The sequence below is a fragment of the Streptomyces sp. NBC_01264 genome (genome assembly GCF_026340675.1).
GTDB lineage: Bacteria > Actinomycetota > Actinomycetes > Streptomycetales > Streptomycetaceae > Streptomyces.
This window is the reverse complement of the sequence record NZ_JAPEOX010000003.1, coordinates 136,855-162,351: the sequence shown is the minus strand read 5'-3', so window position 1 is coordinate 162,351 and position 25,497 is coordinate 136,855. Positions and strand designations below refer to the sequence as shown.

Annotated in this window: 5 protein-coding genes; all 5 read left to right on the top strand. The window is 75.2% G+C overall.

Annotated features, from left to right (window positions below):
- Window positions 1-4 precede the first annotated feature (4 nt).
- From OG435_RS44490 to OG435_RS44470, 5 genes are read left to right on the top strand one after another with little or no spacing between them, the layout of a single operon-like run.
- The gene (locus OG435_RS44490) at window positions 5-4,981 is read left to right on the top strand and encodes a non-ribosomal peptide synthetase (protein ID WP_266886811.1); all 4,977 of its coding nucleotides are present in this window, start codon (window positions 5-7) and stop codon (window positions 4,979-4,981) included.
- Complete coding sequence (locus OG435_RS44485; protein WP_266886809.1) at window positions 4,978-22,065, top strand: non-ribosomal peptide synthetase; 17,088 nt, start codon at window positions 4,978-4,980, stop codon at window positions 22,063-22,065. The genes OG435_RS44490 and OG435_RS44485 overlap by 4 nt, the downstream gene beginning before the upstream one ends.
- A 33-nt stretch (window positions 22,066-22,098) precedes the next feature.
- Entirely contained in the window at window positions 22,099-23,064 is a 966-nt protein-coding gene (locus tag OG435_RS44480) for an ornithine carbamoyltransferase (protein ID WP_266886807.1), read from the top strand.
- Complete coding sequence (locus tag OG435_RS44475) at window positions 23,061-24,518, top strand: MFS transporter (protein WP_266886805.1); 1,458 nt, start codon at window positions 23,061-23,063, stop codon at window positions 24,516-24,518. The genes OG435_RS44480 and OG435_RS44475 overlap by 4 nt, the downstream gene beginning before the upstream one ends.
- Complete coding sequence (locus OG435_RS44470; protein WP_266886803.1) at window positions 24,515-25,495, top strand: TauD/TfdA family dioxygenase; 981 nt, start codon at window positions 24,515-24,517, stop codon at window positions 25,493-25,495. The genes OG435_RS44475 and OG435_RS44470 overlap by 4 nt, the downstream gene beginning before the upstream one ends.
- Window positions 25,496-25,497 lie beyond the last annotated feature (2 nt).

Genomic DNA, 25,497 nt, shown 5'->3' with positions numbered 1-25,497 from the left:
CGCTATGTTCGAACCGCGGACGGGATCCTCGCCCGACGAGATCCCCCTCACCCACCACCTCGTCGCCCGTCAGGCGTCCAGGACACCGGGAGCGGTCGCCGTCGTCGACGGCCGACGCAGCATCGGCTATGCGGAACTCGACCGCTCGGCCAACCAGCTCGCCCACCACCTGCGCGCCCTGGGCGCCGGCCCCGAGGTGCCCGTCGCCGTCTGCCTCCCGCGCGGCCACGAGCTCGTCACCGCCCTGCTCGCGGTCTGGAAGGCCGGGGCGGCGTACGTGCCCCTCGACCCGGAGCAGCCCCCGGCCCGCCTGGCCTGGCTGGTCAAGGACACCGGCGCGGCCGTGGCCGTCACCTCGGCGGACGCGGCCGACGCCGTCCTCGCCGCAGGCGCCCGCCCGGTCGTCCCCGCCGAACTCGGCGAGACGCTCGCCGCCCTGCCCGACCACGCGCCCGGGACCGGCCCGGACCCGGCCAACGCCGCCTACGTCCTCTACACCTCCGGCTCGACCGGCCGCCCCAAGGGCGTGGTCGTGCCCCACGCCGGCATCGCCAACCGCATCGACTGGGCGGTGCGCAGCCTCGCCCTCACCCCCGCCGACCGCGTCCTGCAGAAGACCGCCCCCACCTTCGACGCGCACTGCTGGGAGATCTTCGCCCCCCTGACCTGCGGCGCCAGCGTCGTCATCGCCCCCGCGGGCGTGGAGCGCGACCCGGCGGCCATGGTCCGCGCCGTCGGTGACAGCGCGGCGACCGTCCTCCAGGTCGTCCCGTCCGTCCTGCGGATGCTGGTCGAGGAGAGCGGCTGGGAGCGCTGCGCCCCCCTGCGGGCCGTCACCTGCGCCGGCGAGCCGCTGCACGCCGAACTCGCCCAGCGGCTGCGGCAGCTGTCCGCCGCCGAGCTGTGGAACACCTACGGTCCCACCGAGTGCTCCGTCGACGTCGCCGCCCACCGCTTCGACCCGGCGCAGACCTCCGGCCTGGTCCCCATCGGCCGCCCCATCGACGGCATCCGGCTGCTCGTCACCGACCCGGCCGGCGCCCCCGTGGGCGTGGGCACCCCCGGTGAGCTGCACATCGGCGGCACCGGCGTCGCCCGCGGCTACGCCGGACGGCCCGGCCTGACCGGCGACCGGTTCGTGCCCGACCCCTACGCCAAGGACGGCTCCCGCCTCTACCGCACCGGCGACCGGGTGCGCTGGCGGGCCGACGGCGTCCTGGAGTTCCTCGGCCGCCTCGACGACCAGGTCAAGATCAACGGTGTCCGCATCGAACCCGGCGAGATCGAGGCCCAGCTCGCCGCGCACCCGGCCGTCGCCGGCGCCGTGGTCACCGCCTACGCCCTGCCCGACGGTGCGAAGCGGCTCGCCGGCTACGTCCGCCTGCGCGACGGCGAAACCCTCCCGGACCTGCGCGGCTTCCTCCAGGAGCGGCTCCCCGCGACCCACGTTCCCGGGGTCTTCGTCGAGCTCGACTCCTTCCCCCTCACCACCAGCGGCAAGGTCGACCGGCGCGCGCTGCCCGCCCCCGGCACCACCGCCGACACCCGCGCCACCCGCCACCGCGCGCCCGCCACCGCCGCCGAACGGCTCGTCGCCGGCGTCTGGCAGGACATCCTCAAGCTCGATTCGGTGGGCCTGGACGACGACTTCTTCCGGCTCGGCGGCACCTCCCTCCAGCTCACCCGCCTCGCGTCCCGGCTGCGCGCCGTCTCCGGCCGCGAGATCCAGCTGCGCGGGCTGTTCGTGGAGACCACCCTCGCCGGACAGGCCGCCCTGCTCGGCCCCGCGGACGAGCCCGGCCCGCGCCCCGTCCCGCGCGGAACGCCGCTGCCGCTCTCCTACGGCCAGCGCGGCATGTGGTTCCTCGACCGGATCGCCCCCCAGGGCCCCGACTGGGTCTCCTGGGTACAGCTCGACGTACCCGCCGAGGCCGGCCCGGACACCGTCCAGCAGGTCGTCGACGCCCTGACCGACCGTCACGAGGCGCTGCGGACCCGCTACGTCGAGACCGACGGCGAACCCCTGCAGATCATCGACCCGGCCGTCCGCGTGGAGGTCCGTACCGCCCGCGCCGCCGCCGGCGAGACGGGCGCCCTGCTCGCCGCCGACCGGGCCCACGGCTTCGACCTGGAACACGGCCCGCTGCTGCGCGCCCTCCTGGTCCGGGCCGAGGACGGCAGCCAAGTCCTCGGCCTGGCCATGCACCACATCACCACCGACGGCTGGTCCAGCGGCATCCTGGAGCGCGAGTTCGCCCTGCTGACCGAGGCCGCGCTGGCCGGCACCCGGCCGCTCGGATCCGTCCTGCCCGCCCTCCCCGTCCAGTACGCCGACTACGCGGCCTGGCAACGCGGCCGACTCACCGAGGCCGCCCTCGCCCCGGCCCTGGCGCACTGGCGCACCCAGCTGGACGGAGCGCCCGAGCTGGCCCTGCCCACCGACCGGCCCCGCCCCGCGGTCCGCGACGGCAAGGGCGCGGCCGCCCTCTTCGAGGTCCCCGCCGATGTCGTCGACGGCCTCACCGCACTGGGCAAGCGCCACGGCGCCACCCCGTTCATGACCCTGCTGACCGCGTACGCGGCCGTACTGGGCCGCCACAGCGGCCAGTGGGACCTGTCCATCGGCACCCCGGTGGCCGGCCGCGGCCTGCCCGAACTCGAAGGTGTCGTCGGCTTCTTCCTCGGCAGCCTCGTGCTCCGCTGCCGCCTGGACGGCTCCCGGACCTTCGCCGAGGCCCTGGACGCCGTCGCCGGCACCGCCAAGGACGCCTTCGCGCAGCCCGAGCTGCCCTTCGAACGCCTCGTCGAGGAACTCGTACCCGACCGCGACCTCGCCCGGACCCCGCTCTACCAGGTCGCCTTCGACCTGCACGGCGGAGAGTTCAACGGCCGCGTCGAGGACGAGCGGGCCCGCGCCGACCTGCGCGACGCCTGGCGGATCGCCCACACCGACCTCACCCTGATGATGCGCCCGGGCCCCGACGGCTCCTTCTTCGGCGCCTTCGAGTACGCCACCTCCCTCTTCGACGCCGCCACCGCCGAACGCCTGGCCGGACACTTCACCCGGGTGCTCGCCGCCGTGGCCGCCGACCCCGAGCTGCGCCTGGACGCCCTGGAGCTCGCCGGCCCCGAGGAGCGGGCCGAGACCACCGCCCGCAGCAGCGCCCCCGCCCTGCCCGCCGGCCCGGCCGTGCCCGAGCTGATCGCCGCCCAGGCCGCCCGCACCCCCCGAGCGACCGCCGTGCGCGGCGACGGCTTCACCCTCACCTACGCCGAACTGGACGCCCGGGCCAACCGGATCGCCCACCACCTGCGCTCCCTGGGCACCCGCCCCGACTCGGCCGTCGGAGTCCTGCTCGACCGCGGACCCGACCTGCACGCCGCGCTGCTGGGCGTCTGGCGGGCGGGAGCCGCGTACGTCCCGCTCGACCCGGCGTTCCCCGCGGGCCGCGTCGAGGCGATGCTCGACGTGGCCGGCGCCCGCACGGTCCTGACGCGCGACGGGTACACCGCACGCTTCGCGGACGGCGCCCGCACCGTCGTCGACCTCGGTGACCCCGACGGCCGCATCGCCGCCGCTCCCGCCGACGCCCCCGCCGTCCCGGCCGACCAGGACCGGCTGGCGTACGTCATCTTCACCTCCGGCTCGACCGGCACCCCCAAGGGCGTCGGAGTCCCGCACCGGGGCCTGGCCCACCACCTCGCCTGGGCCACCGCCACGCTCGCCGGGGCTGGCGACGGCGGCAGCGCCGTCTTCTCCTCGGTCGCCTTCGACCTGGTCGTACCGAACCTGTGGGCCCCGCTGACCTGCGGGCAGGGCGTGCACCTCCTGCCCGGCAACCTCGACCTGTCCGAACTGGGCAAACGCCTCGCCGACGGTGGACCGTACAGCTTCCTCAAGCTGACCCCCGGTCACCTGGAGATCCTCGGCCACCAGCTCGACGACGAGCAGGCCGCCGCCCTCGCCCCGGTCGTGGTCGTCGCCGGCGAGGCCCTCCAGGGCTCCCTCGCCGACCACTGGGCACGCCTGCTGGGCCCCGGCGGACTCGTCAACGAGTACGGCCCGACCGAGACCTCCGTCGGCACCTGCATCCACCCGCTGACCGCCCCGGTCGCCGAGGGCATCGTCCCGATCGGCTCCCCGCTGCCCGGCATGGTGATGCGGGTCCTCGACGCGAACCTGCGCGAGGTCCCGCTCGGCGCCACCGGCGAACTGCACGTCGGCGGCACCGGAGTGGCCCGCGGCTACCTCGGCCGCCCCGGACACACCGCCGACCGGTTCCTGCCCGACCCGCACGGCCCCGCCGGCGCCCGCCTCTACCGCACCGGAGACCTGGTCCGGCGACTGCCCGGCGGCGCCGTCGACTTCCTCGGACGCGGCGACGACCAGGTCAAGATCCGCGGTCACCGCATCGAGCTCGGCGAGATCCGCGCCGTACTCGCCGGACACCCCCGGCTGCGCGACGCGGTCGTCGTCACCCACCGCACGGCCTCCGGCGAACTCGCCCTCGCCGGCTACACGGTCGCCGCGGGAGAACAGGCGCCGACCGAGGAGGAGCTCCAGGCGTACTGCGCCCGCCGGCTCCCCGACTACATGATCCCGCCGGTCCTCGTCCCCGTCCCGGCCATCCCGCTGAACGCCAACGGCAAGCTCGACAGGGCCGCCCTGCCCGCCCCGGCCGCCGCCCCCGCTCCCGAGGCCGGCCCGGCCGCCCCGCTGAGCCCCGCCGAGCAGCGCATCAGCGAGATCTGGCACGACATCCTGGGCCGCGAGGTCACCGCGCACGACCACTTCTTCCGCAGCGGCGGCAACTCCATCCTCGCCATCCGCCTCATCGCCGAACTCCACGAGGAGTTCGACATCCACCTGCCCGTCCGCACGGTCTTCGAGCAGCCGACCGTCGCGGGCCAGGCCCAGGCGGTCGAGGACGCCATACGCGCCGAGATCGACGAGCTTTCCGACGAGGAGCAGCACGCATGAGCATCGACCAGAGCGCACAGCCGGCGATCTCCGCCGCCGACGCCCGTGAAGAGCTGCTGCGCCGCAGACTCGCCGGACGCGGCGCCGCCCGCCGCCGCCCCGCCATCCCCGCCGCCGACCGCTCGGCGCCCCTGCGCCTCTCCCACGGCCAGCAGCAGATGTGGTTCCTGAACCGGCTGGAGCCGGAGAGCACCGAGTACCTCGTCCCCCTCGTCCTGCGCCTGCGCGGCGCCCTGGACGCCGCCGCCCTGGAGCGCGCCTTCGACGAGGTGTGCGCCCGCCACGAGATCCTGCGCACCCGCTACGCCATGGACGGCGCCGAACCCGTCCAGATCGTCGAGGCCCCCGGCGCCGCCGGCATCGCCCTCACCGACCTGCGCCACCCGGCCGACGCCGGCCCGCAGGCCCCGGAGCGGGCCGCCCGCGAAGCCCTCGCCCGCGAACTGGCCACACCCGTCGACCTCACCCACGACCTCCCGGTGCGCGCCACCCTGCTGCGCCTCGCCGACGAGGACCACGTCCTGGCCGTCGTCTTCCACCACATCGCCTGCGACGCCTGGTCCACCCAGGTCTTCGCCGGGGAACTCTCCAGCCTCTACGCCGCCCACGCACAGGGCCGCGAGATCAACCTGCCCGCCCCCACCCTCCAGTACGCGGACTTCGCCGCCTGGCAGCGCACCGAACTCACCGGCGCCCGCCTGGACCGCCAGCTCGACCACTGGCGGCGCACGCTCGCCGGCATCGAGCCCGTGGAACTCCCCACCGACCGGCCCCGGCCCGCGGTGCGCGACCACCGCGGCGCCGAGGTGCCCTGCGCCCTCCCCGACGGCCTCGGCGAGCGCGTGCGCTCCCTGGCCCTCGCCCACGACACCACCCCGTTCACGGTGTTCCTCACCGCCTTCCAGCTCCTGGTGTCCCGCTGGACCGGACGCACCGACATCCCCGTCGGCACCGTCGTCTCCGGGCGCAACCGGCCCGAGCTCCAGCAGCTCATCGGCTACGGCATCAACAGCCTCGTCCTGCGCGGCGTGTGGAGCGACGGCGCCACCTTCGGCGAACTCCTCGACCGGGCCCGCGCGACCGTGCTCGACGCCTTCGACCACCAGGACGTCCCCTTCGCCCGCCTGGTCGACGAGCTCCAGCCGCAGCGCGACATGTCCCGCACCCCGCTCTACCAGGTCGGCTTCACCCTCCACGAGCAGCGCTACGACGCCTTCGACCTGCCGGGCCTGAGCGTCGAGCCCTTCCTGGAGAGCGACGGCATATCCAAGAACGAGCTCTCGCTGCGCGTCCTGGAGCGTCCGGACGGAGGCTTCGACGCCCAGCTCCAGTACGCCACCGCCCTGTTCGACCAGGACACCGTCCGCCGCATGGCCCGTCACCTCGCCCTGCTGCTGCAGGACGCCGTCGACCGCCCGGACGTCCCCGCCGAGCGCCTGCGGATCCTGGACCGGGCCGAGCGGGCCGTGGTCACCGGAGCCCTGGACGGACACCGCCCCGAGGCGGCCCCCGCCGCCTGCCCGCACGAGCTGTTCGAGCGCCGGGCCGCCCTCACCCCGGACGCCACCGCGGTCGTCGCCGGCCCCGACACCCTCACCTACCGCGAGCTCAACGAGCGGGCCAACCGCATCGCCCACCACCTGCGCGGCCTCGGCGCCGGCCCCGAACAGCTGGTCGGCCTCTGCCTGGAGCGCGGCCCGCTGCTCCTCCCCGCCCTCCTGGGCATCCTGAAGTCAGGCGCCGGCTACCTGCCCCTGGACCCGGCCAACCCCGCCGACCGGCTCGCCTACGTGGTCGCCGACGCAGGCGCCCGCCTGGTCCTCACCAGCACCGCGCTCGCCCCCGTCCTGGACGGCGTGCACGACGGCCCCCTGGTCGTGCTCGACGGCGCCGACGCCCCGGCCGTCGCGGCCGCGCCCACCGCCGACCCGGCGCCCGCCGCGACCCCGGACAACCTCATCTACACCATCTACACCTCCGGTTCGACCGGCCGGCCCAAGGGCGTCGCCCTCACCCACGCCAACGTCAGCCGCCTGATGAGCACGGCCCAGGAGCACTACGGCTTCGACGCGACCGACGTCTGGAGCATGTTCCACAGCTACGCCTTCGACGTCTCCGTCTTCGAGATGTGGGGCGCGCTCCTGCACGGCGGCACCCTCGTCGTCGTCCCCCAGGACGTCACCCGCTCCCCGGAGGAGTTCCTGACCCTGCTCGCCGACCGCGGCGTCACCGTCCTCAGCCAGACCCCCACCGCCTTCCGGGCCCTGGTCACCGCCGCCGCCGACGGCGACCCGCGCCTGGAACGCCTGGCCCTGCGCCACGTCGTCTTCGCCGGCGAGAAGCTGGAGACCGCCGAACTGCGCCCCTGGACCGACCGCATGGGCCTGGACGCCCCGGCGCTGGTCAACATGTACGGAATCACCGAGACCACCGTGCACTCCACCTTCCACCGGCTCGGCGCCGAGGACCTGGACCGCACCGCGCCCAACCGCGTCGGGTACCCGCTCTCCGACCTCGCCATCCGCCTCCTCGACCGCGGCGGCCGCCTCGTGCCCCTGGGCGTGCCCGGCGAGATCCACGTGGCCGGCCCCGGCGTCGCCCGCGGCTACCTGGGCCGCCCCGCGCTGACCGCCGAACGCTTCGTACCCGACCCGTACGGCCCGGCCGGATCCCGCATGTACCGCTCGGGCGACCTGGCCCGCCGCCGGCCCGACGGCAGCCTGGAGTTCCTCGGCCGCATCGACCACCAGGTCAAGATCCGCGGCTACCGCATCGAGCTCGGCGAGATCGAGACGGCACTGGCCGCCCTGGACGGCGTCCGCCAGGCCGTGGTCGTCGTCCGCGAGGACGCGCCCGGCGACCGCCGCCTCACCGGCTACGTCGTCGCGGACGCGGCGCGCGAGATCGACGCCCGCGCCCTGCGCGCCGAACTGGCCCGCTCCCTGCCCGAGTACATGGTCCCCGCCGTCCTCGTCCCCCTCGACGCGGTCCCGCTGACCACCAACGGCAAGCTCGACCAGCGCGCCCTGCCCGCCCCGGCCGACGCGGCGGCCGCCCCCGGCCTGGACGCCACCGCCCCCCGCACCCCCGTCGAGGAGCAGGTCGCCACCGTCTGGGCACAGGTGCTCGGCACCACCCGGATCGGCGTCCACGCCGACTTCTTCGAACTCGGCGGCGACTCCATCCGCGCCGTCGCCCTGGTCGGCGCCCTGCGCGCGGCCGGCTTCGACATCGCCGTCCGCGACGTCTTCGGGCACCGCACCGTCGCCCGCGTCGCGGAGCTCATCACCGGCCGCCCCGCCGCCCCCGCCGAGACGCGCACGGCGCCCTTCGCGCTGGTCTCCGACGAGGTCCGGGCCCAGCTGCCGGCCAACGCCACCGACGCGTACCCGCTCTCCCAGAACCAGCTCGGCATGCTCATCGAGATGCTGACCGGCGACGGCGGACGCAACCTCTACCACAACGTCTCCAGCTTCCGGATCCGCGACGAGCACCCGTACGCCCCGGCCGCGATGGCGGAGGCCGCCCGGATCGTCACCGCACGCCACGAGGTGCTGCGCACCTCCATGGACCTCTCCGGGTACGGCGTCCCGCTCCAGATCGTGCACGCCGCGGCCGAACTCCCCGTCGGCCACCAGGACCTCTCCGGCCTCGGCCCGGACGAGGTCCGGGCCGAGCTGGTGGCCCACACCGAGCGCGAGCGGGCCCGCCTGTTCGACCTGGCCACCCCCTCGCTGATGCGGTTCTTCGCCCACGCCACCGACGACGGCGGCTGGTGGCTCTCGGTCACCGAATGCCACCCGCTGCTGGAGGGCTGGAGCCACCACTCGCTCCTGATGGAACTCCTCGGCGTCTACCGGGCGGTGCGCGACGGCCGCGAGCCCGAACGCTTCGAGGCTCCCGCCCTGCGCTTCGCCGACTTCATCGACGGCGAACTGCGCTCCCTGCGCTCGCCCGAGGACCGCGCCTACTGGGAAGGCGTCGTCACCGCCCACTCCCCGTTCACCCTCCCCGCCACCTGGCGCCCCGCGGACGGCGAGCCCGCCGGCACCCTCCAGGCCGCGGCCGACTGGCGCGACCTGGAGCCCGCCCTGCGCGCCCTGGCCGTCAAGGCCGGCGGCTCCCTCAAGAGCGTCCTGCTCGCCGCCCACCTCAGCGTCCTCGCCCGCCTCACCGACGAGGAGTCCTTCCACTCGGGCCTGGTCTGCGACGCCCGGCCCGAGGCCGTCGGAGCCGACCGGGTGTACGGCATGTACCTCAACACCCTGCCCTTCGTGATGGACCGCACCGCGGCCACCTGGCGCGAGCTCGTCCGTCAGGTCTTCGACCGCGAGGCCGCCCTGTGGGCCCACCGGCGCTTCCCGCTCCCCGCACTCCAGAGCGCCTGGGGCGGCGGCGGCCGGCTCCTCGACGTCTACTTCAACTACCAGGACTTCCGCCAGGTCGACACCGCGACGGTGGACCACGCGGAGGGACTGGACGACAGCCCCACCGAGTTCCCCCTCACCGTCTCCTCCCGGGCCGGGCACGTCATCGTCACCGCCTCCCGCCAGGCCCTCGACCAGCGGGCCGTCGACCGGCTCACCACCCTCTACCGCTCCGTGCTGGAGTCCATGGCGGGCGACCCCGAAGGCGACGCCCGCGCCGCGCTCCTGCCGCCCGCCGAACGCGCCCTGCTGCTCGGCGACTGGGCCCACACGCCCGGCGCCCCGGCCACCCACACCGTGCCCCGGCTCCTCGCCGACCGTGCCGCCCGCACCCCCGGCGCCCCGGCCGTCGTCGCCGACGCGGCCACCCTGAACCACGGTGAACTGCACGAGCGGGCCGGCCGGATCGCGCACGCCCTGCGCGGCCTGGGCGCCGGCCCCGAGTCGGTCGTCGCCGTCCTCCTCGACCGCACCACCGACCTGCTGCCCACCCTGATCGGCGCCTGGCAGTCCGGCGCCGCCTACGTGCCGATGGACACCTCCTGGCCCGCCGAGCGGCTGCGCGCCGTCCTCTCCGACGCCGGATCCCCGGTCCTGGTCACCGACGCGGCCCACGCCCACCTCGCCTCCGAGGTGACCGGCGGCGGTACTCACGTCCTGCTGGCCGACGGCGAACTGGCCCCGGCCCCCGCCGGATCCGCCGTCCTCGACCCGGACCCCGACACGCTCGCCTACGTCATCTACACCTCGGGCTCGACCGGCCGCCCCAAGGGCGTCCAGGTCTCCCACCGCAGCCTCGCCGGATACCTGGACTGGGCCGTGGAGGACTACCTCGCCGCGGGGACCTCCCAGGACGCCCCGCTGTTCTCCTCCGTCGCCTTCGACCTCGTCGTGCCCACCCTCTACGCCCCCCTGCTGGCCGGCGGCGCGGTGCACCTGTTCGGCCCCGGCCGGGACCTGTCCGAACTGGGCGACTGGCTCGTCGCCCACGGCCCGTACGGGTTCGTCAAGCTCACCCCCGGCCACCTGGAGATGCTCGCCCACCAGCTCGGCGACGGCCGCGCCGAGGGCCTCGCCCCGGTACTGGTCGTCGGCGGCGAGGCGCTGCTGACCCGCACCGCCGCCCACTGGTGCGCCCTGCTCGGCGGCGGCCGCGTCGTCAACGAGTACGGCCCCACCGAGATCACCGTCGGCAACAGCGTCTTCGACGTCACCGCGGAAAGCACCCTCCGGGGCGAGGTCGTACCGATCGGCCGCCCCGTCCCGGGCACCTCCCAGTACGTCCTGGACACCCGGATGCAGCCCGTGCCCACGGGCGTCACCGGCGAGCTCTACATCGGCGGCCCCGGCCTGGCCCGCGGCTACGCCGGCCGGCCCGGCGCCACCGCGGACCGCTTCGTACCCGACCCCTACGGGCCCGCCGGCGCCCGCCTCTACCGCACCGGCGACCTCGCCCGGGTGCTCCCCGGCGGCGACGTCGACTTCCTCGGCCGCGGCGACGACCAGGTCAAGGTCCGCGGCTACCGCATCGAACCGGCCGAGATCGACACCGTGCTGAGCGCCCACCCGGCCGTCGCCGAGGCCCGTACGGTGCTCCGCGAGGACACCCCGGGCGACCGCCGCCTCGTCGCCTACCTCGTGCCCGCCGCGGACGCCGCGCGGGACGGCTCCCACCCGGCCGCCCCCGACACCGCGGAACTGGCCGCCCACTGCGCCGCCCTGCTGCCCGACTACATGGTCCCGGCCGCCTTCGTCACCCTCGACAGGCTGCCGCTGACCGCCAACGGCAAGCTCGACCAGCGCGCCCTGCCCGCCCCCACCGCGACCGGCCGCGCCGCCTGGACCGCCCCGCGGACCGAGACGGAGGAGCGCGTCGCCGCCGTGTGGCGCACCGCCCTCGGCGCGGACCGCGTCGGCGTCCTGGACAGCTTCTTCGAGCTCGGCGGCGACTCCATCCGGGCCGTCGGCCTCGTCGGCGCCCTGCGCACCGCCGGCTACGACGTCACCGTGCGCGACGTCTTCGAGAGCCGCACCGTCGCCGCCCTGTGTGAACGCATCACCGGCCGCCCGGCGCCCGCCGGACCGGCCCCGGCCGTCGTACCGTTCGCCCTGGTCAGCGCCGAGGACCGGGCCGCCCTGCCCGCCGGGCTCACCGACGCCTACCCGCTCTCCCAGAACCAGCTCGGCATGATCGTCGAGAGCATCGCCGGCGACGGCCGCAACCACTACCACGACCTCACCTCCTTCCTCCTGAAGGACGAACGGCCCTTCGACGCGGACCTCTTCGCGCAGGCACTGCGGGCCGTCACCGCCCGCCACGACATCCTGCGGACCTCCTTCGACCTCACCTCGTACACGGCGCCCCTCCAGCTGGTGCACGCCGAACCGGCCGTCCCCTTCGCCCACACCGACCTGTCCGCCCTCGGCGAGGACGCCCGCCGCGCCGCCCTCGCCGACTTCACCGCCGCCGAACGCGCCCTCCCCTTCGACCTGGGCTCCGACGCGCCCCTGTTGCGCGTCCACGTACACGTCCAGGGCCCGGACGCCTGGCGCTGCTCCTTCACCAAGCACCACGCCGTCCTCGAGGGCTGGAGCTACCACACCCTGCTCGGCGAACTCGTCGACTCCTACCGCGCCCTGTGCGCCGGCCGGCAGCCGTCCGCCGCCGCGCCCGCCCTGCGCTACGCCGACGCCGTGGCCGCCGAGCTCGCCGCACTGGACTCCGCCGAGGACCGCGCCTACTGGGCCTCCGTCCTCCACGGCCGCGCCCCCTACGCCCTGCCCGAGGCCTGGGCCGACGCGACCGGCGCGGACCCCGTGCCCGTCGTGGCCGGCTGCTCCTACGCCGAACTGACCCCGCGGCTGCGCGCCCTGGCCGCCGAGGCCGGCGTCCCCCTCAAGAGCGTGCTGCTCGCCGCCCACCTGACGGTGCTCGGCCGCGTCACCGACGAGGCCGAGTTCTTCACCGGCCTGGTGGGCCACACCCGCCCGGAGACCCCCGGCGCCGACCGGCTGCTCGGCATGTACCTCAACACGCTGCCCTTCCCCCACGACACCGCCCAGCGCACCGCCGCCACCTGGGGCGAGCTCGTCCGGCTGGTGTTCGCCCGGGAGACCGAGGCCTGGCCGCACCGCACGTACCCGATGCCCGCGCTGCAGAGCGAGTGGGGCGGCGGCCGCCGCCTCGTCGACGTGCTCTTCAGCCACCTCGACTTCGGGGCGGCCGGCCACGGCAGCGCCGAGGACGAGGGCAACGGCATCAACAGCAGCTCCACGGAGTTCTCCCTCTGGGTCACCACCCTCGACGGGATCGTCAGCCTGCGCTCCGACACCCGTACCCTCACGCAGGACCAGGCCGACCTGCTCGCGGGGATGTACCGCTCCGTGCTGGAGGCGATGGCCTCCACCGGGGCGGCCGGCCCCGCCCTGGAGGACGACCACCTGCCGGCCGCGGAGCACTGGCTCGCCGTCGCCACCGCCGCGCAGGCCCCCGCCCCGCTCACCACCGTCCACGGGGAGTTCGAGGCGCGGGCCGCCGAGACCCCGGACGCCGTCGCGGTGACCGGGGACGGCGCCGACCTCACCTACGCCGACCTCGACGCCCGGGCCACCGCGGTCGCCGCGGCGCTCACCGCCGCCGGGGTCGCACCCGGCGCCGTCGTCGGCGTCCACCTGGAGCGCTCCGCCGCGCTGGTCGCCGTACTCCTGGGCGTCCTCAAGGCGGGCGCCGCCTACCTGCCCCTGGACCCCGGATACCCGGCCGAACGGCTCGCCTTCATGACCGAGGACGCCGGGGCGTCCGCCCTGGTGACCACCACCGGCCGGGCCGGCCTGCTGCCCGGCTGGTCCGGCCCCACCCTCCACGCCGACACCCTCTGCGCCGACGCGCAGGCCGCCGCAGGCCGCCCCGGTGTCCCCGCGAGCCCCGAGCACCTGGCGTACGTGATGTACACCTCCGGCTCGACCGGCACGCCCAAGGGCGTCGCGGTCCCGCACCGCGCCGTCGTCCGCCTCGTCCGCGAGGCCCCCGGCCTGGAGCTCGACGCGGCCACCCGGTTCGCGCACGCCGGCTCCATCTCCTTCGACGCCGCCACCCTCGAACTGTGGGGACCGCTGCTCAACGGAGGACGCACCGTCGTCCTCGCCCGCGAGACCGTCCTCGAACCCCAGGTCCTGGCCGACGCCCTGCGCGCCCACGGCGTCACCCACCTGTGGCAGACCGCCTCCCTGTTCAACCACACCGTCGCCACCGTCCCGGACGCCGTCGCCGGCATCGGCACGGTCCTGATCGGCGGCGAGGCCCTCGACCCGGTCACGGTCCGCACCGTCCTCGCCCACGGCGCACCGCGCCGCCTCCTCAACGGCTACGGCCCCACCGAGAACACCACCTTCTCCACCACCCACCACATCGCGGAACTCGCCCCCGACGCCGTGTCCGTACCGATCGGCACGCCCATCCCGCGCAGCAGCGCCCACGTCGTCGACGCCTGGCTGCGGCCTGTGGGCCGAGGCGTCCCGGGCGAACTGCTCGTCGGCGGCGCGGGACTGGCCCACGGCTACATGGGCCGCCCGGCCCTGACCGCCGACCGCTTCCTGCCCGACCCCTTCGGGCCGCCCGGATCACGCCTCTACCGCACCGGCGACGTGGTCCGCAGGCTCCCCGACGGCACCCTGGAGTACCTGGGCCGCGCCGACGGGCAGATCAAGCTCCGCGGCTACCGCATCGAGCTCGGCGAGATCGAGACCCGCCTCGCCGCCCACGAGGGCGTGGCCCGGGCCCGCGTCGTCCTGCGCGAGGACGTCCCCGGAGAGCAGCGCCTGGTCGCGTACGCCGTACCGGCGGCCGACCGGCTGCCCGCCCCGGCCGAACTGCGCGCCCACCTCGCCCGCGAACTGCCCGACCACATGCTGCCGACGGCCTTCGTGGCCCTGGAGCGCATCCCCCTCACCGCGAACGGCAAGCTCGACCACCGGGCGCTGCCCGCCCCGGCCGACTCCGACCGGGCCGCCGGCTCCGCGGGCGCCACCGCGCCGCGCACCCCCGTCGAGGCCCGGCTCGCCGAGATCTGGGCGCAGGTCCTGGCCCTCGACCCGGAACTCACCGGAGTCGAGGACAGCTTCTTCGACGTCGGCGGCGACTCCATCCGCGCCGTCGCCCTGGTCGGCGCGGTCCGTGCCGCCGGGTTCGACGTCTCCGTACGCGACCTCTTCGAGCGGCGCACCGTCGCCGGCCTCGCCGAGGTGATCACCGGACGGCCCGCACCGGCCGCCCCCGACGGCCATGTCGCGCCCTTCGCCCTGCTCTCCGAGGCCGACCGCGACGCCCTGCCCGCCGGCCTCGACGACGCCTACCCGCTCACCCAGGTGCAGACCGGCATGCTCGTCGAGATGCTGGCCGGCGACCTCCCCGGCCGCAGCGGCGCGGCCTACCACCACGCGGCCGCCTACCGGGTCCGCGACCGCGCCCCCTTCGACGGACCGGCCCTGCGCCGCGCCGTCGCCACCGTCGCCGCCCGGCACGACGTCCTGCGCACCTCCTTCGACCTCACCCGCTGCTCCGTCCCCGTCCAACTGGTGCACGCCGAGGCCGCGGTCGAGGTCACCCTGCGCGACCTGCGCGGACTCGGAGCGCCGGAGCGCGAGCGGGCACTGCGTGAGTTCCTCGCCGCCGAACGCGCCGCCGTCTTCGACGTCGACGCCGGCCGGCCACTGTGGCGGGCCGCCGCCCACACCGAGGACGACGGCTGGTGGCTGGTCCTGACCCAGTCCCACGCCATCACCGAGGGCTGGAGCCAGCACGCGATGCTGATGGAGCTCATCGGCGTCTACCAGGAGCTGCGCGACGGCTCCGCCCCCGCCGCCCGGCCCGCCGACGGCGTCCGCTTCGCCGACACCGTCGCCGCCGAACTGGCCTCGCTGGCCTCGGAGCAGGACCGTGCCTTCTGGCGGGAGACCCTCACCGGCCAGGCACCCCTGGCCCTGCCGGCCGCCTGGCGGGCCCCCGCCGACGCACCCGACGAGAACTACGACCTGTCCGTACCGCTGCGCGACCTGGAGCCGCGCCTGCGAGCCCTGGCCTCGGCCTCCGGAGCCTCCCTCAAGAGCGTCCTGCTCGCCGCCCACCTGACCGTGCTGTCCCGCCTCACCGACGAGGAGTCCTTCCACACCGGGCTGATCTGCGACACCCGCCCCGAGGTCGTCGGCGCCGACCGCGTGTACGGCATGTACGTCAACACCGTGCCGTTCCCGCACCGGCGCACCGCCGCCACCTGGCGGGAACTGGTCCGGGAGGTCTTCGACCGCGAGGCGCTGATGTGGCCGCACCGCCGCTTCCCCTTCCCGGAGATCCAGCGCGAGGCCGACGGGGACCGCGTCATCGACGTGATCTTCAACTACCAGAACTTCCACGTGGTCGACGAGGCCACTGTGGACACCGGCACCACCCTGGGCTCCGGCGCCACCGAGTTCGACCTCGAGGTCAACACCTCCGGCCAGGGTCTGACCCTCAAGACCAGCACCGGCGTCCTGACCCGCGAACGCGGCGCCGCCCTCGCCGAGATGTACCGCACGGCCCTGGAACGCATGGCCGCCGACCCCGACGGCGACGCGCTGGCCGCCCTGCTGCCGCACGACGACGAACACCGCCTGGCCGAGTGGAACCGTACGTCCGCCGAACCCGTGTGGACCGCCCCGGAACTCCTCTTCCAGCAGTACGCGGCCTTCCGCCCCGGCCGGATCGCGCTCAGCGCCGACGGAGTGGAGCTGACCTACGAGCGGCTCAACGCCCGCGTCAACCGCCTCGCCCACCGGCTGCGCGCCCTCGGCGTCGGCCCCGACACGGTCGTCGGCATCCGCGCCGAGCGGTCCCCCCGTACCGTCCTCGCGGTCCTCGCCGTCCTCAAGGCGGGCGGCGCCCACCTGCCGCTCGACCCCGCCTACCCCGCCGAGCGGCTCGCCTTCCTCGTCGCGGACGCCGGCGTGGAACTGCTGCTCACCGACGGGGACGGGTACGCGGACGCAGCCGGGGCCGGGGACGGACCGCCGGTCCTCGCCCTCGACGGCATCCTGGACGAGGAACCGTCCGGCCCCTGGAGCGGGCTGCCCGAGACCGACCCGGAGCCGCTCGCCGACGGCGACAACCTGGCGTACGTCATCTACACCTCCGGTTCCACCGGCCGCCCCAAGGGCGTCCTGGTACACCGCCGGGGCATGGGCAACCACCTCCTGGCCAAGATCGAGGACCTCGCGCTCGGCGAGCAGGACACCGTGGTCCACAACGCCCCGCTCGCCTTCGACATCTCGGTGTGGCAGATGCTGGCCGCGCTCGCCACGGGCGGCCGCGTCCACGTCGAGGACCGCGACACGGCGGCGGACCCCCTGGAGCTCTTCCCCCGCACAGCCGCCGAACGGACCACCGTCCTGGAGGTCGTACCCTCCCTGCTGCGGGCCGCGCTCGACGCCTGGGACACCGGCGTGCTCACCCTCGAACTGCCCTACCTGCGGTGGATGGTCGTCACCGGCGAGGCCCTGCCGCCGGACCTCGCCCGCCGCTGGTTCGACCGCTTCCCCGGCGTCCCGATGGTCAACGCCTACGGGCCCACCGAATGCTCCGACGACGTCACCCACGCCCTCATCCGCGCCCGCGACCCGATCGGCGACCTCCGGGTCACCATCGGCCACCCCGTACGCAACACCCGCCTGCACGTCCTCGACGCGCACCTGCGCAAGGTCCCGGTGGGCGCCCCCGGCGAGCTCTGGGTCGCCGGCGACGGCGTCACCCGCGGCTACGGCGGCCGGCCCGCCCTGACCGCCGAGCGCTTCCAGCCTGACCCCTACGGTCCGCCCGGCACCCGCCTCTACCGCACCGGCGACGTGGCGGCCTGGAACCCCGACGGCAGCCTGGAGTTCCTCGGCCGCGTCGACCACCAGGTCAAGATCCGCGGCGTGCGCATGGAACTCGGCGAGATCGAGGCCGTGCTCACCGAGCGGGCCGAGATCTCCGCGGCCGCCGCAGTGGTGCGCGAGGACGTGCCCGGCGCCCAGCGCCTGGTCGCCTACCTCGTGGCCGCCGCCGGAGCCGAGCTGCACCCGGCCGCGCTCCGCGCCGAACTGGGCACCTTCCTGCCCGCCGCGATGGTGCCCACCGCCCTGGTGGTCCTCGACGCCCTGCCGCTCACCGCCAACGGCAAGATCGACCGCAAGGCCCTGCCTGCCCCGGCCGCGGGCACCGCCGCCACCGGCCCCAAGGCCGCCCCGCGCACCCCGGCCGAGACCGCTTTCGCCGAGGTCTGGGCCCGGGTCCTGGGCGTGGACGCCCCCGGCACCGACGAGGACTTCTTCGAGCTCGGCGGCGACTCCATCCGGGCCGTGGCCCTCGTCGGCGCCCTGCGCGCCGCCGGCTACCGGGCCTCCGTACGGGAGGTGTTCACGCACCGCACCATCGCCGCGCTCGCCGCCCACGCCGAGCCGGCCGGGCCGCAGGCGACCGCCGGGACCGCGCCGTTCGCGCTCGTCCCCGCCGCCGAGCGGGCCGCGCTGCCCGCCGACGCGACCGACGCGTACCCGCTCTCCCAGGTCCAGCTCGCCATGGTCGCCGAACAGCTCGGCGACGAGACCGGCCGCGGCGCCTACCACACCGTCGTCTCCCTGCGGATCCACGACGACGGGCCCTTCTCCGCCGAGGCACTGGCACGGGCCGTCAAGACCGTCACGGCCCGCCACGAGGTCCTGCGCACCTCGGTCCGCATCACCGGCCACGCGGTGCCCCTCCAGATCGTCCACGCCGACGCCGAGGTGCCCCTCACCGTCCACGACCTGCGCGCGGAGGACGGCGCCGCCCTGGAGAAGCGGTTCCGCGCCTTCGTCGCCGCCGAACGCACCCGCCTCTTCGAGCTGCACGACGCCCCGCTGCTGCGCGTCGCCGCGCACCGCGAGGACGAGGCGACCTGGTGGCTCACCTTCACCCAGTCCCACGTCATCCTGGAGGGCTGGAGCCAGCACACCCTCCAGATGGAACTCCTCGACGCCTACCGGGAGATCCGCGACACCGGGTCCCCCGCCCCGTACACCGCACCGCCCGTGCGCTTCGCGGACGTGATCGCCGGAGAGCTGGATTCCCTGGACTCGCCGGCCGACCGCGCCTTCTGGGAGCGGGTCGCCACCGGGTACGCCCCGCTGGTACCGCCCGCGGAATGGGCCGGCGACCTGGCCCGCCCCCGCGAGCAGTACGGCGTGCGGATCCCGATCGACGACCTCGCCGGGGCCCTGCGCGCCCGCGCCCAGGAAGCGGGGGTCCCCTTCAAGACGGTGGTCCTCGCCGCCCACCTGAAGGTGATGAGCCAGCTCACCGACGCCGGCGCCTTCCACACCGGAGTCGTCTTCCACACCCGGCCCGAGGCGCCGGGCGCCGAGCGCCTGGTCGGCATGCTCCTCAACACCCTGCCGTTCCCGCACGACCGCACCGCCCGCACCTGGGGCGACCTGCTGCGCCAGGTGTTCGCCCAGGAGACCGAGATCTGGGGCCACCGGCGCTACCCGCTGCCTGCCGTGCAGCGGGAGTGGGGCGGCGGCCGCCGGATGCTGGACGTCCACTTCAACTACGTGGACTTCCACCAGGTCGACACCGCCCGGGTGGACGGCGCGGCCGGCGTCAGCGAGGCCCCCACCGAGTTCGGCCTCTCCGTACAGGTCCACGGCGACCGCCGGATCGGCCTGCACACCGACACCCACCTGCTCGGCCGCGCCGACGCGGACCGGCTGGCGGGGATGTACCGCGCGGTACTGGAATCCGTGGCCGGCGGACTCGACGGCAACGCCCGTACGGTCCACCTGCCCGCCGGGGAGCGCGAGCGGCTGCTCGGCGCCGCCGCGAGCGGACCGGCCGCCGAGCCCGTCGACCGCACGGTCCACGAGCTGTTCGACGCCCAGGCGGCGGCGACACCCGACGCCGTCGCCGTCCGGGCCCACGACGGCTCCCTCACGTACCGCGAGCTGGGAGAGCGGGCCAACCGGCTCGCCCACCGGCTCCGGGCGCTGGGCGCGGGCCCCGAACAGCTGGTCGGCGTCTGCCTGGAGCGCGGCCGCGACCTGATCCCCACCCTGCTCGGCATCCTCAAGTCGGGCGCCGCCTACCTTCCGCTGGACCCGGCCAACCCGGTGGAACGGCTCGGCCACATCGTCGCGGACGCCGGGGCCCGGCTGCTGGTCACCAGCGCGGAACTGGCCCCGCTGCTCGACGACGTGTACGACGGGACGCGGATCCTGCCCGGGGACGCCGACGGCGAACCCGCGCACGCCCCGGAGCCCACCTCCGTCCCGGAGAACCTGATCTACACGATCTACACCTCCGGCTCGACGGGCCGCCCCAAGGGCGTCGCCCTCACCCACGCCAACGTCGTCCGCCTGATGAGCACGGCCCAGGAGCACTACGCCTTCGACGAGTCGGACGTCTGGAGCATGTCCCACTCCTACGCCTTCGACGTGTCCGTCTTCGAGATGTGGGGCGCCCTGCTGCACGGCGGCACCCTGGTCGTGGTACCCCGGGAGACCACCCGCTCGCCCGAGGACTTCCTGGACCTGCTGGCCGAGGAACAGGTCACCGTCCTCAGCCAGACCCCCACGGCCTTCCGGTCGCTGGTCTCGGCCGCCGCGGACGGCGACCCCCGCCTTGGCCGGCTCGCCCTGCGGGCCGTGGTCTTCGCGGGGGAGAAGCTCGACATCCCGGAACTGCGGCCGTGGGTGGAGCGCTGCGGCCTCGGCCGCACCGCCCTGGTCAACATGTACGGGATCACCGAGACCACCGTGCACTCCACCTACCACCGGCTCACCCGGCGGGACTTCGACGAGGGCGCGGGCAACGCCATCGGCCGCCCGCTGAGCGACCTGGCGATCCACCTGCTGGACCCGGCGGGAGACCTGGTCCCGATCGGCGTCCCCGGCGAGATCCACGTCGCCGGTCCCGGCGTCGCCCGCGGCTACCTCGGACGCCCCGCCCTGACCGCCGACCGCTTCGTCCCCGACCCCTACGGTCCGGCCGGCTCCCGCCTCTACCGCAGCGGCGACCTGGCCCGCCGGCGCCCGGACGGCAGCCTGGAGTTCCTCGGCCGCATCGACCACCAGGTCAAGATCCGCGGCTACCGCGTGGAACTGGGCGAGATCCAGTCGGCCCTCCTGGAACACCCCCTGGTCCGCCAGGCGGTGGTGGTGGCCCGGGAGGACCGTCCCGGCGACATCCGCCTGGCGGCCTACTGGGTGGCGGAGACCGGGGGCCGGGCCCCGGCCCACCCCGCCGCGGAGCTGGCCGCGCACTGCGCGGCACGGCTGCCGGAGTACATGGTCCCCGCCTCCTTCACCGCCCTCGACGCCGTCCCGCTGACCCCCAACGGAAAGCTGGACCAGCGGGCGCTGCCCGCTCCGGACGAGGCCGCGGCAGCGCGCGCCGTGGCGTACGAGGCACCGCGGACCCCGGCCGAGAAGACCCTCGCGGCCGTCTGGCGCCAGGTCCTGGGGACCGAACGGGTGGGCCGCGCGGACGGGTTCTTCGCCCTCGGCGGGCACTCCATCCTGGTGCCCCAGGTGATCGTCGGAGCCCGGGAACACGGACTCGCGGTGACGGCCGTCATGCTCTACCGGCACACGACGCTCGCCGCCCTGGCGGCAGCCGCCGCGGGGGAGCGGTCCGCGGACACCGGCGCTCCGTCCGGCGGCCGCCGCACCGACACGGCCCGCCTGATGACCGAACACGCGGTCCCCGGCCTCTCGCTGGCCGTCATCGAGGACGGCCGGATCACCGACGCCCAGGGCCACGGGACCCTGCAGGCCGGCGGATCGCGCCCGGTCACCCCCGACACGGCCTTCCGGGTCGGCTCGGCGTCGAAGTTCGTCACCGCCCTGGGCGTCCTGCGGCTCGTCGAGGAGGGAGCGCTCGACCTCGACGAGGACGTCAACGCCCGCCTGACGAGCTGGCGGATCCCCGGATCCGGCGCGGACCTGCCGGTCACCGCCCGCCTGCTGCTCGGACACCGCTCCGGACTGACGGCGTACACCGGCGCACCCACGGTGCCGCTGGCCCGTCTCCTGCGGACCTCCGTCCGCCGGGAGTCCGTACCCGGCGAGGTCTTCCGCAGCACCGACGCGAACTACGCCGTCCTGCAGCAGCTGGTGCAGGACGCCACCGGCGCACCGTTCGCCGAGGTGATGCGCACCCTGGTCCTGGAGCCGCTCGAGATGGCGGGCAGCGGCTACGGCCGGCTCCCCGGGGGCGCCGCCCGCGGCCACCACGACGGGGGACGGCCCGCCGCCCCCGGCCGTACGCGCACCGACGCCGCGGCAGCCGGAATGTGGACCACCGCCACCGACCTCGCCCGGGCCCTGCTGGCCCTGCGCGACTCCCACCGGGGCCTGCCCGGAGCCCTCCTGGCCCCCGCCACCGCCCGCCTCATGCTCGCCGCGCACCCGAACACCCTCTACGGGCTCGGCACCCTCGTCGACACCACCGGCTCCGACACGGAGTACGGCCACGCGGGCACGGTCACCGGCTACCACGCCGTGGCCACCGCACACCTCGCGCACGGCAGCGGACTGGTCGCCCTGACCAACGCCGACACCGGACCGCAGGTCGTCAAGGCCCTGCTGGCCGACCCTGGCCACCAGGCCTGAACCCCCGTCAACCCATCCCTGTTGGAGGACACCGTGTCAGCCCGACACCTCATCTCCCTCGACGACCTCACCGACGCCGAGCTGTACGCCGTGGTCGAGCGCGGCGCCGCCTTCGCGGGCGGCGCCGCCCCCCGGGCGCCGCTGGCCGGACTGGTCGCCGGCGTGTACTTCCGCAAGACGTCCACCCGCACCCGCACCGCCTTCTCCTCGGGGGTGCTGCGCCTGGGAGGGACGATCGTCACCTACGGCGCCGACGACCTCCAGCTGAACACCGGGGAGACCAGCGAGGACACCGGCCGGGTCTTCTCCCGGATGCTCGACCTGCTGGTCGCCCGCACCGCCGGCGACCCCGCGGAGATGCGCGGCTGGGCCTCCCAGTCCCAGATGTCCGTGGTCAACGCGATGAGCGCCGAGGAGCACCCCACCCAGGGGCTCACCGACCTCACCACCCTCCTCGGCCGGTTCGGCCGGATCCGTGACCTGCGCGTCCTGTACGTCGGCGAGGGCAACAACACCGCCGCCGCGCTGGCCCTCGGCCTGACCCGCTACCCGGGCGCCTCGCTCGAACTGCGCACCCCGCCCGGCTACGGCCTCGCCCCCGGCGTCCGGGACCGGGCCCTGGCCCACGCCCGGAGCCACGGCGCCACCCTCACCGAACACCACCACATGAGGGACCTGCCCGCCGGCGTCGACGCCGTCTACACCTCCCGCTGGCAGACCACGGGCAGCAGCAAGGCCGACGCCGACTGGCGCACGCTCTTCGCCCCGTTCCAGGTCACCGGAGCCCTGTGGGAGACCAGCCCGCGGGCCGCCTTCCTGCACGACCTGCCCGCCCACCGCGGCGAGGAGGTCACCGCCGAGGTGCTCGACGGACCGCACAGCATCGCCTTCCAGCAGGCCGAGAACAAGATGCACAGCGCCATGGCCGTCCTGGAGTGGTGCGCCGCCGGCGCCGCCGCCGCGGGCGTCCGCCGGGCGCGGGAAGCACGGGCGGCATGACCCTCCTCGAAGAACGCCCGGCCTCCGGCGAGCCCGAGGTCCAGGCCGCCCCGCTGCGCCGCAACCGCGACTTCCTGCTGCTGTGGACCGGCGCCGGATTCTCGCTGCTCGGCGTGCAGGCCGCCCAGGCCGCGTACCCGCTGCTGATGATCTGGCAGGGCTCGGTCGCCGGCGCCGGCCTGGTCGGCTTCGCGGCCCTGCTGCCGCACCTGCTGGTCCAGCTCCCGGCCGGCGCCCTCGTCGACCGCTGGGACCGGCGCAAGCTGATGATCCTCTGCGACCTCGTGGGCCTGCTCTCCATGGGCAGCGTCGCCCTCGCCCTGGCCACCGGCCACATGTGGCTGCCGCACGTGATGGCCGCCGCCTTCCTGGAGGGTGCGGCGTTCGTCTTCTACCGGCTCGCCGAACGCGCGGCGGTGCGCAACGTGGTGCACCCCGCCCACCTGCCGGCCGCGCTCTCCCAGAACGAGGCCCGCAGCCAGGTCGCCGGACTGCTGGGACAGCCCGCCGGGGTCGCCCTGTTCGCCCTCACCCGGTGGCTGCCCTTCGGCGTCACCGCCCTCGCCCACCTGGTGGCCCTCGGCTGCGTCCTGTTCATCCGCAAGGAGCTCCAGGAGGAGCGCACCGCGCCGCCGCGCAGCCTCAGGGCCGAGGTGTCCGAGGGAGTGGCCTGGGTGTGGCGGCAGAAGTTCATGCGCGCCGCCGTCGCCCTGGTCGCCGGCAGCAACATGCTCTTCCAGATCCTCAACCTCTCCCTGGTCCTGATCTTCAAGGAGGCCGGCCACTCGCCCGCGCTGCTCGGCGTCCTCGGGCTGATGGAAGGCGTGGGCGGCGCACTCGGCGCGCTGAGCGCCTCGTGGTGCCTCAAGCGGCTGGCCCCCTCGACCGTGGTGATCAGCGCGTTCGCCCTGTGGGCCGCGCTGATGGCCCCGGTGGCCTTCCTCTCCGCCCCGCTCGCCCTCGGGGCGCTGTGCGGCGGCATGGCCTTCGCCGGCTCCCTGATGAACGTGGGCGCCGGGGTCCACCAGATGAGGATCACCCCCGACGAGATGCAGGGCCGCGTCAGCAGCGTGTTCATGCTCATGGCCTCCGGGATGAACTCCGCGGGCGCCCTCCTGGGCGGCCTGCTGCTGGCAGCCTTCGCCACCTCCACCACGGTGCTCGGCATCTCCGCCGCGATGGCGCTGATGACCGTCCTCGCCGCGGTGAACCCCGCGATCCGCGGGGCCGGCCGCGAGCCCGCGGACGCGCCGGCCGCGGACCCGTTGGCCGCCGATCCGCCGGCCGCCGACCCGTTGGCCCTTGGGGCCCACGCAGCCGGTGACCGCGCACCCGGTGACCGCGCACCCGGTGACCACTCACCCGGTGACCCGGCACCCGGCACCGCGCCCCACCCCGCATCCCTCACCGCAACCGGCTCCGACACGAGCGACGAGAAGGTCGACCCGTCATGACGACAACCCAGCCCGAACAGACCCGCACCACCACCCTGCCGCTCGTCCTGGAGCACGACGGCACCCACCCCGGCATCACCGCGTACATCGACGCCGAACGGACCCGGATCCGCGCCGGGCTGCACGAGCACGGAGCCGTCCTGCTGCGCGGCTTCCCCCTCGGCGGGGTCGACGGCTTCGACGCCTCCGTACGGGCCCTGTCCGGCGCTCCGCTCGCCTACTCCGAGCGGTCCTCGCCGCGCTCCACCATCAAGGGCAACGTCTACACCTCGACGGACTACCCGCCGGACGAGGAGATCTTCCTCCACAACGAGAACTCCTACCAGTCCTCCTGGCCGCGGCTGCTCTACTTCTGCTGCATCGCGGAGCCGGACTCCCTCGGGGCCACCCCGCTCGCCGACACCCGCCGCATCCTGGAGCTCGTCCACCCCGACGTGCGCGAGGAGTTCACCCGCCGCCGCTGGATGGCCACCCGGACCTTCCACCCCGGCTTCGGCATCCCGTGGGAGTCCGTCTTCAACACCGACGACCGCGCCGAGGTCGAGCGCCTGGCCGCCGCCAAGGACCTCGGCCTGGAGTGGCTGCCCGGCGGCGGGATGCGCACCCGGGCCGTGCGCGACGCGGTGCACCGCCACCCCGTGACCGGCGAGGCGGTCTGGTTCAACCACATCACCTTCTTCCACCACACCACCCTGCTGCCCGACGTCCGCGAGGGGCTGCTGGAGCTGTTCGCCGAGGAGGAGCTGCCGAGCAACACCTACTACGGGGACGGCGGCCGGATCCCCGACGACGTACTCGACCACCTGCGCTCCTGCTACCGGCAGGCCAGTGTCCGCTTCGACTGGCGGCGTGACGACGTCCTCGTCGTGGACAACATGCTCTCCAGCCACGGCCGCGAGCCCTTCACCGGCCCCCGCAAGATCGCCGTCGCCATGGCCGAGCCCCACACCCCCGCCCCCTCCCGCACGGAGGGCTGACG

Excerpts from the sequence above, each read along its gene's own strand:
- OG435_RS44490 (WP_266886811.1), top strand. The coding sequence starts at position 5 with ATGTTCGAACCGCGGACGGGATCCTCGCCCGACGAGATCCCCCTCACC.
- OG435_RS44470 (WP_266886803.1), top strand. The coding sequence starts at position 24,515 with ATGACGACAACCCAGCCCGAACAGACCCGCACCACCACCCTGCCGCTC.
- OG435_RS44475 (WP_266886805.1), top strand. The coding sequence starts at position 23,061 with ATGACCCTCCTCGAAGAACGCCCGGCCTCCGGCGAGCCCGAGGTCCAG.
- OG435_RS44485 (WP_266886809.1), top strand. The coding sequence starts at position 4,978 with ATGAGCATCGACCAGAGCGCACAGCCGGCGATCTCCGCCGCCGACGCC.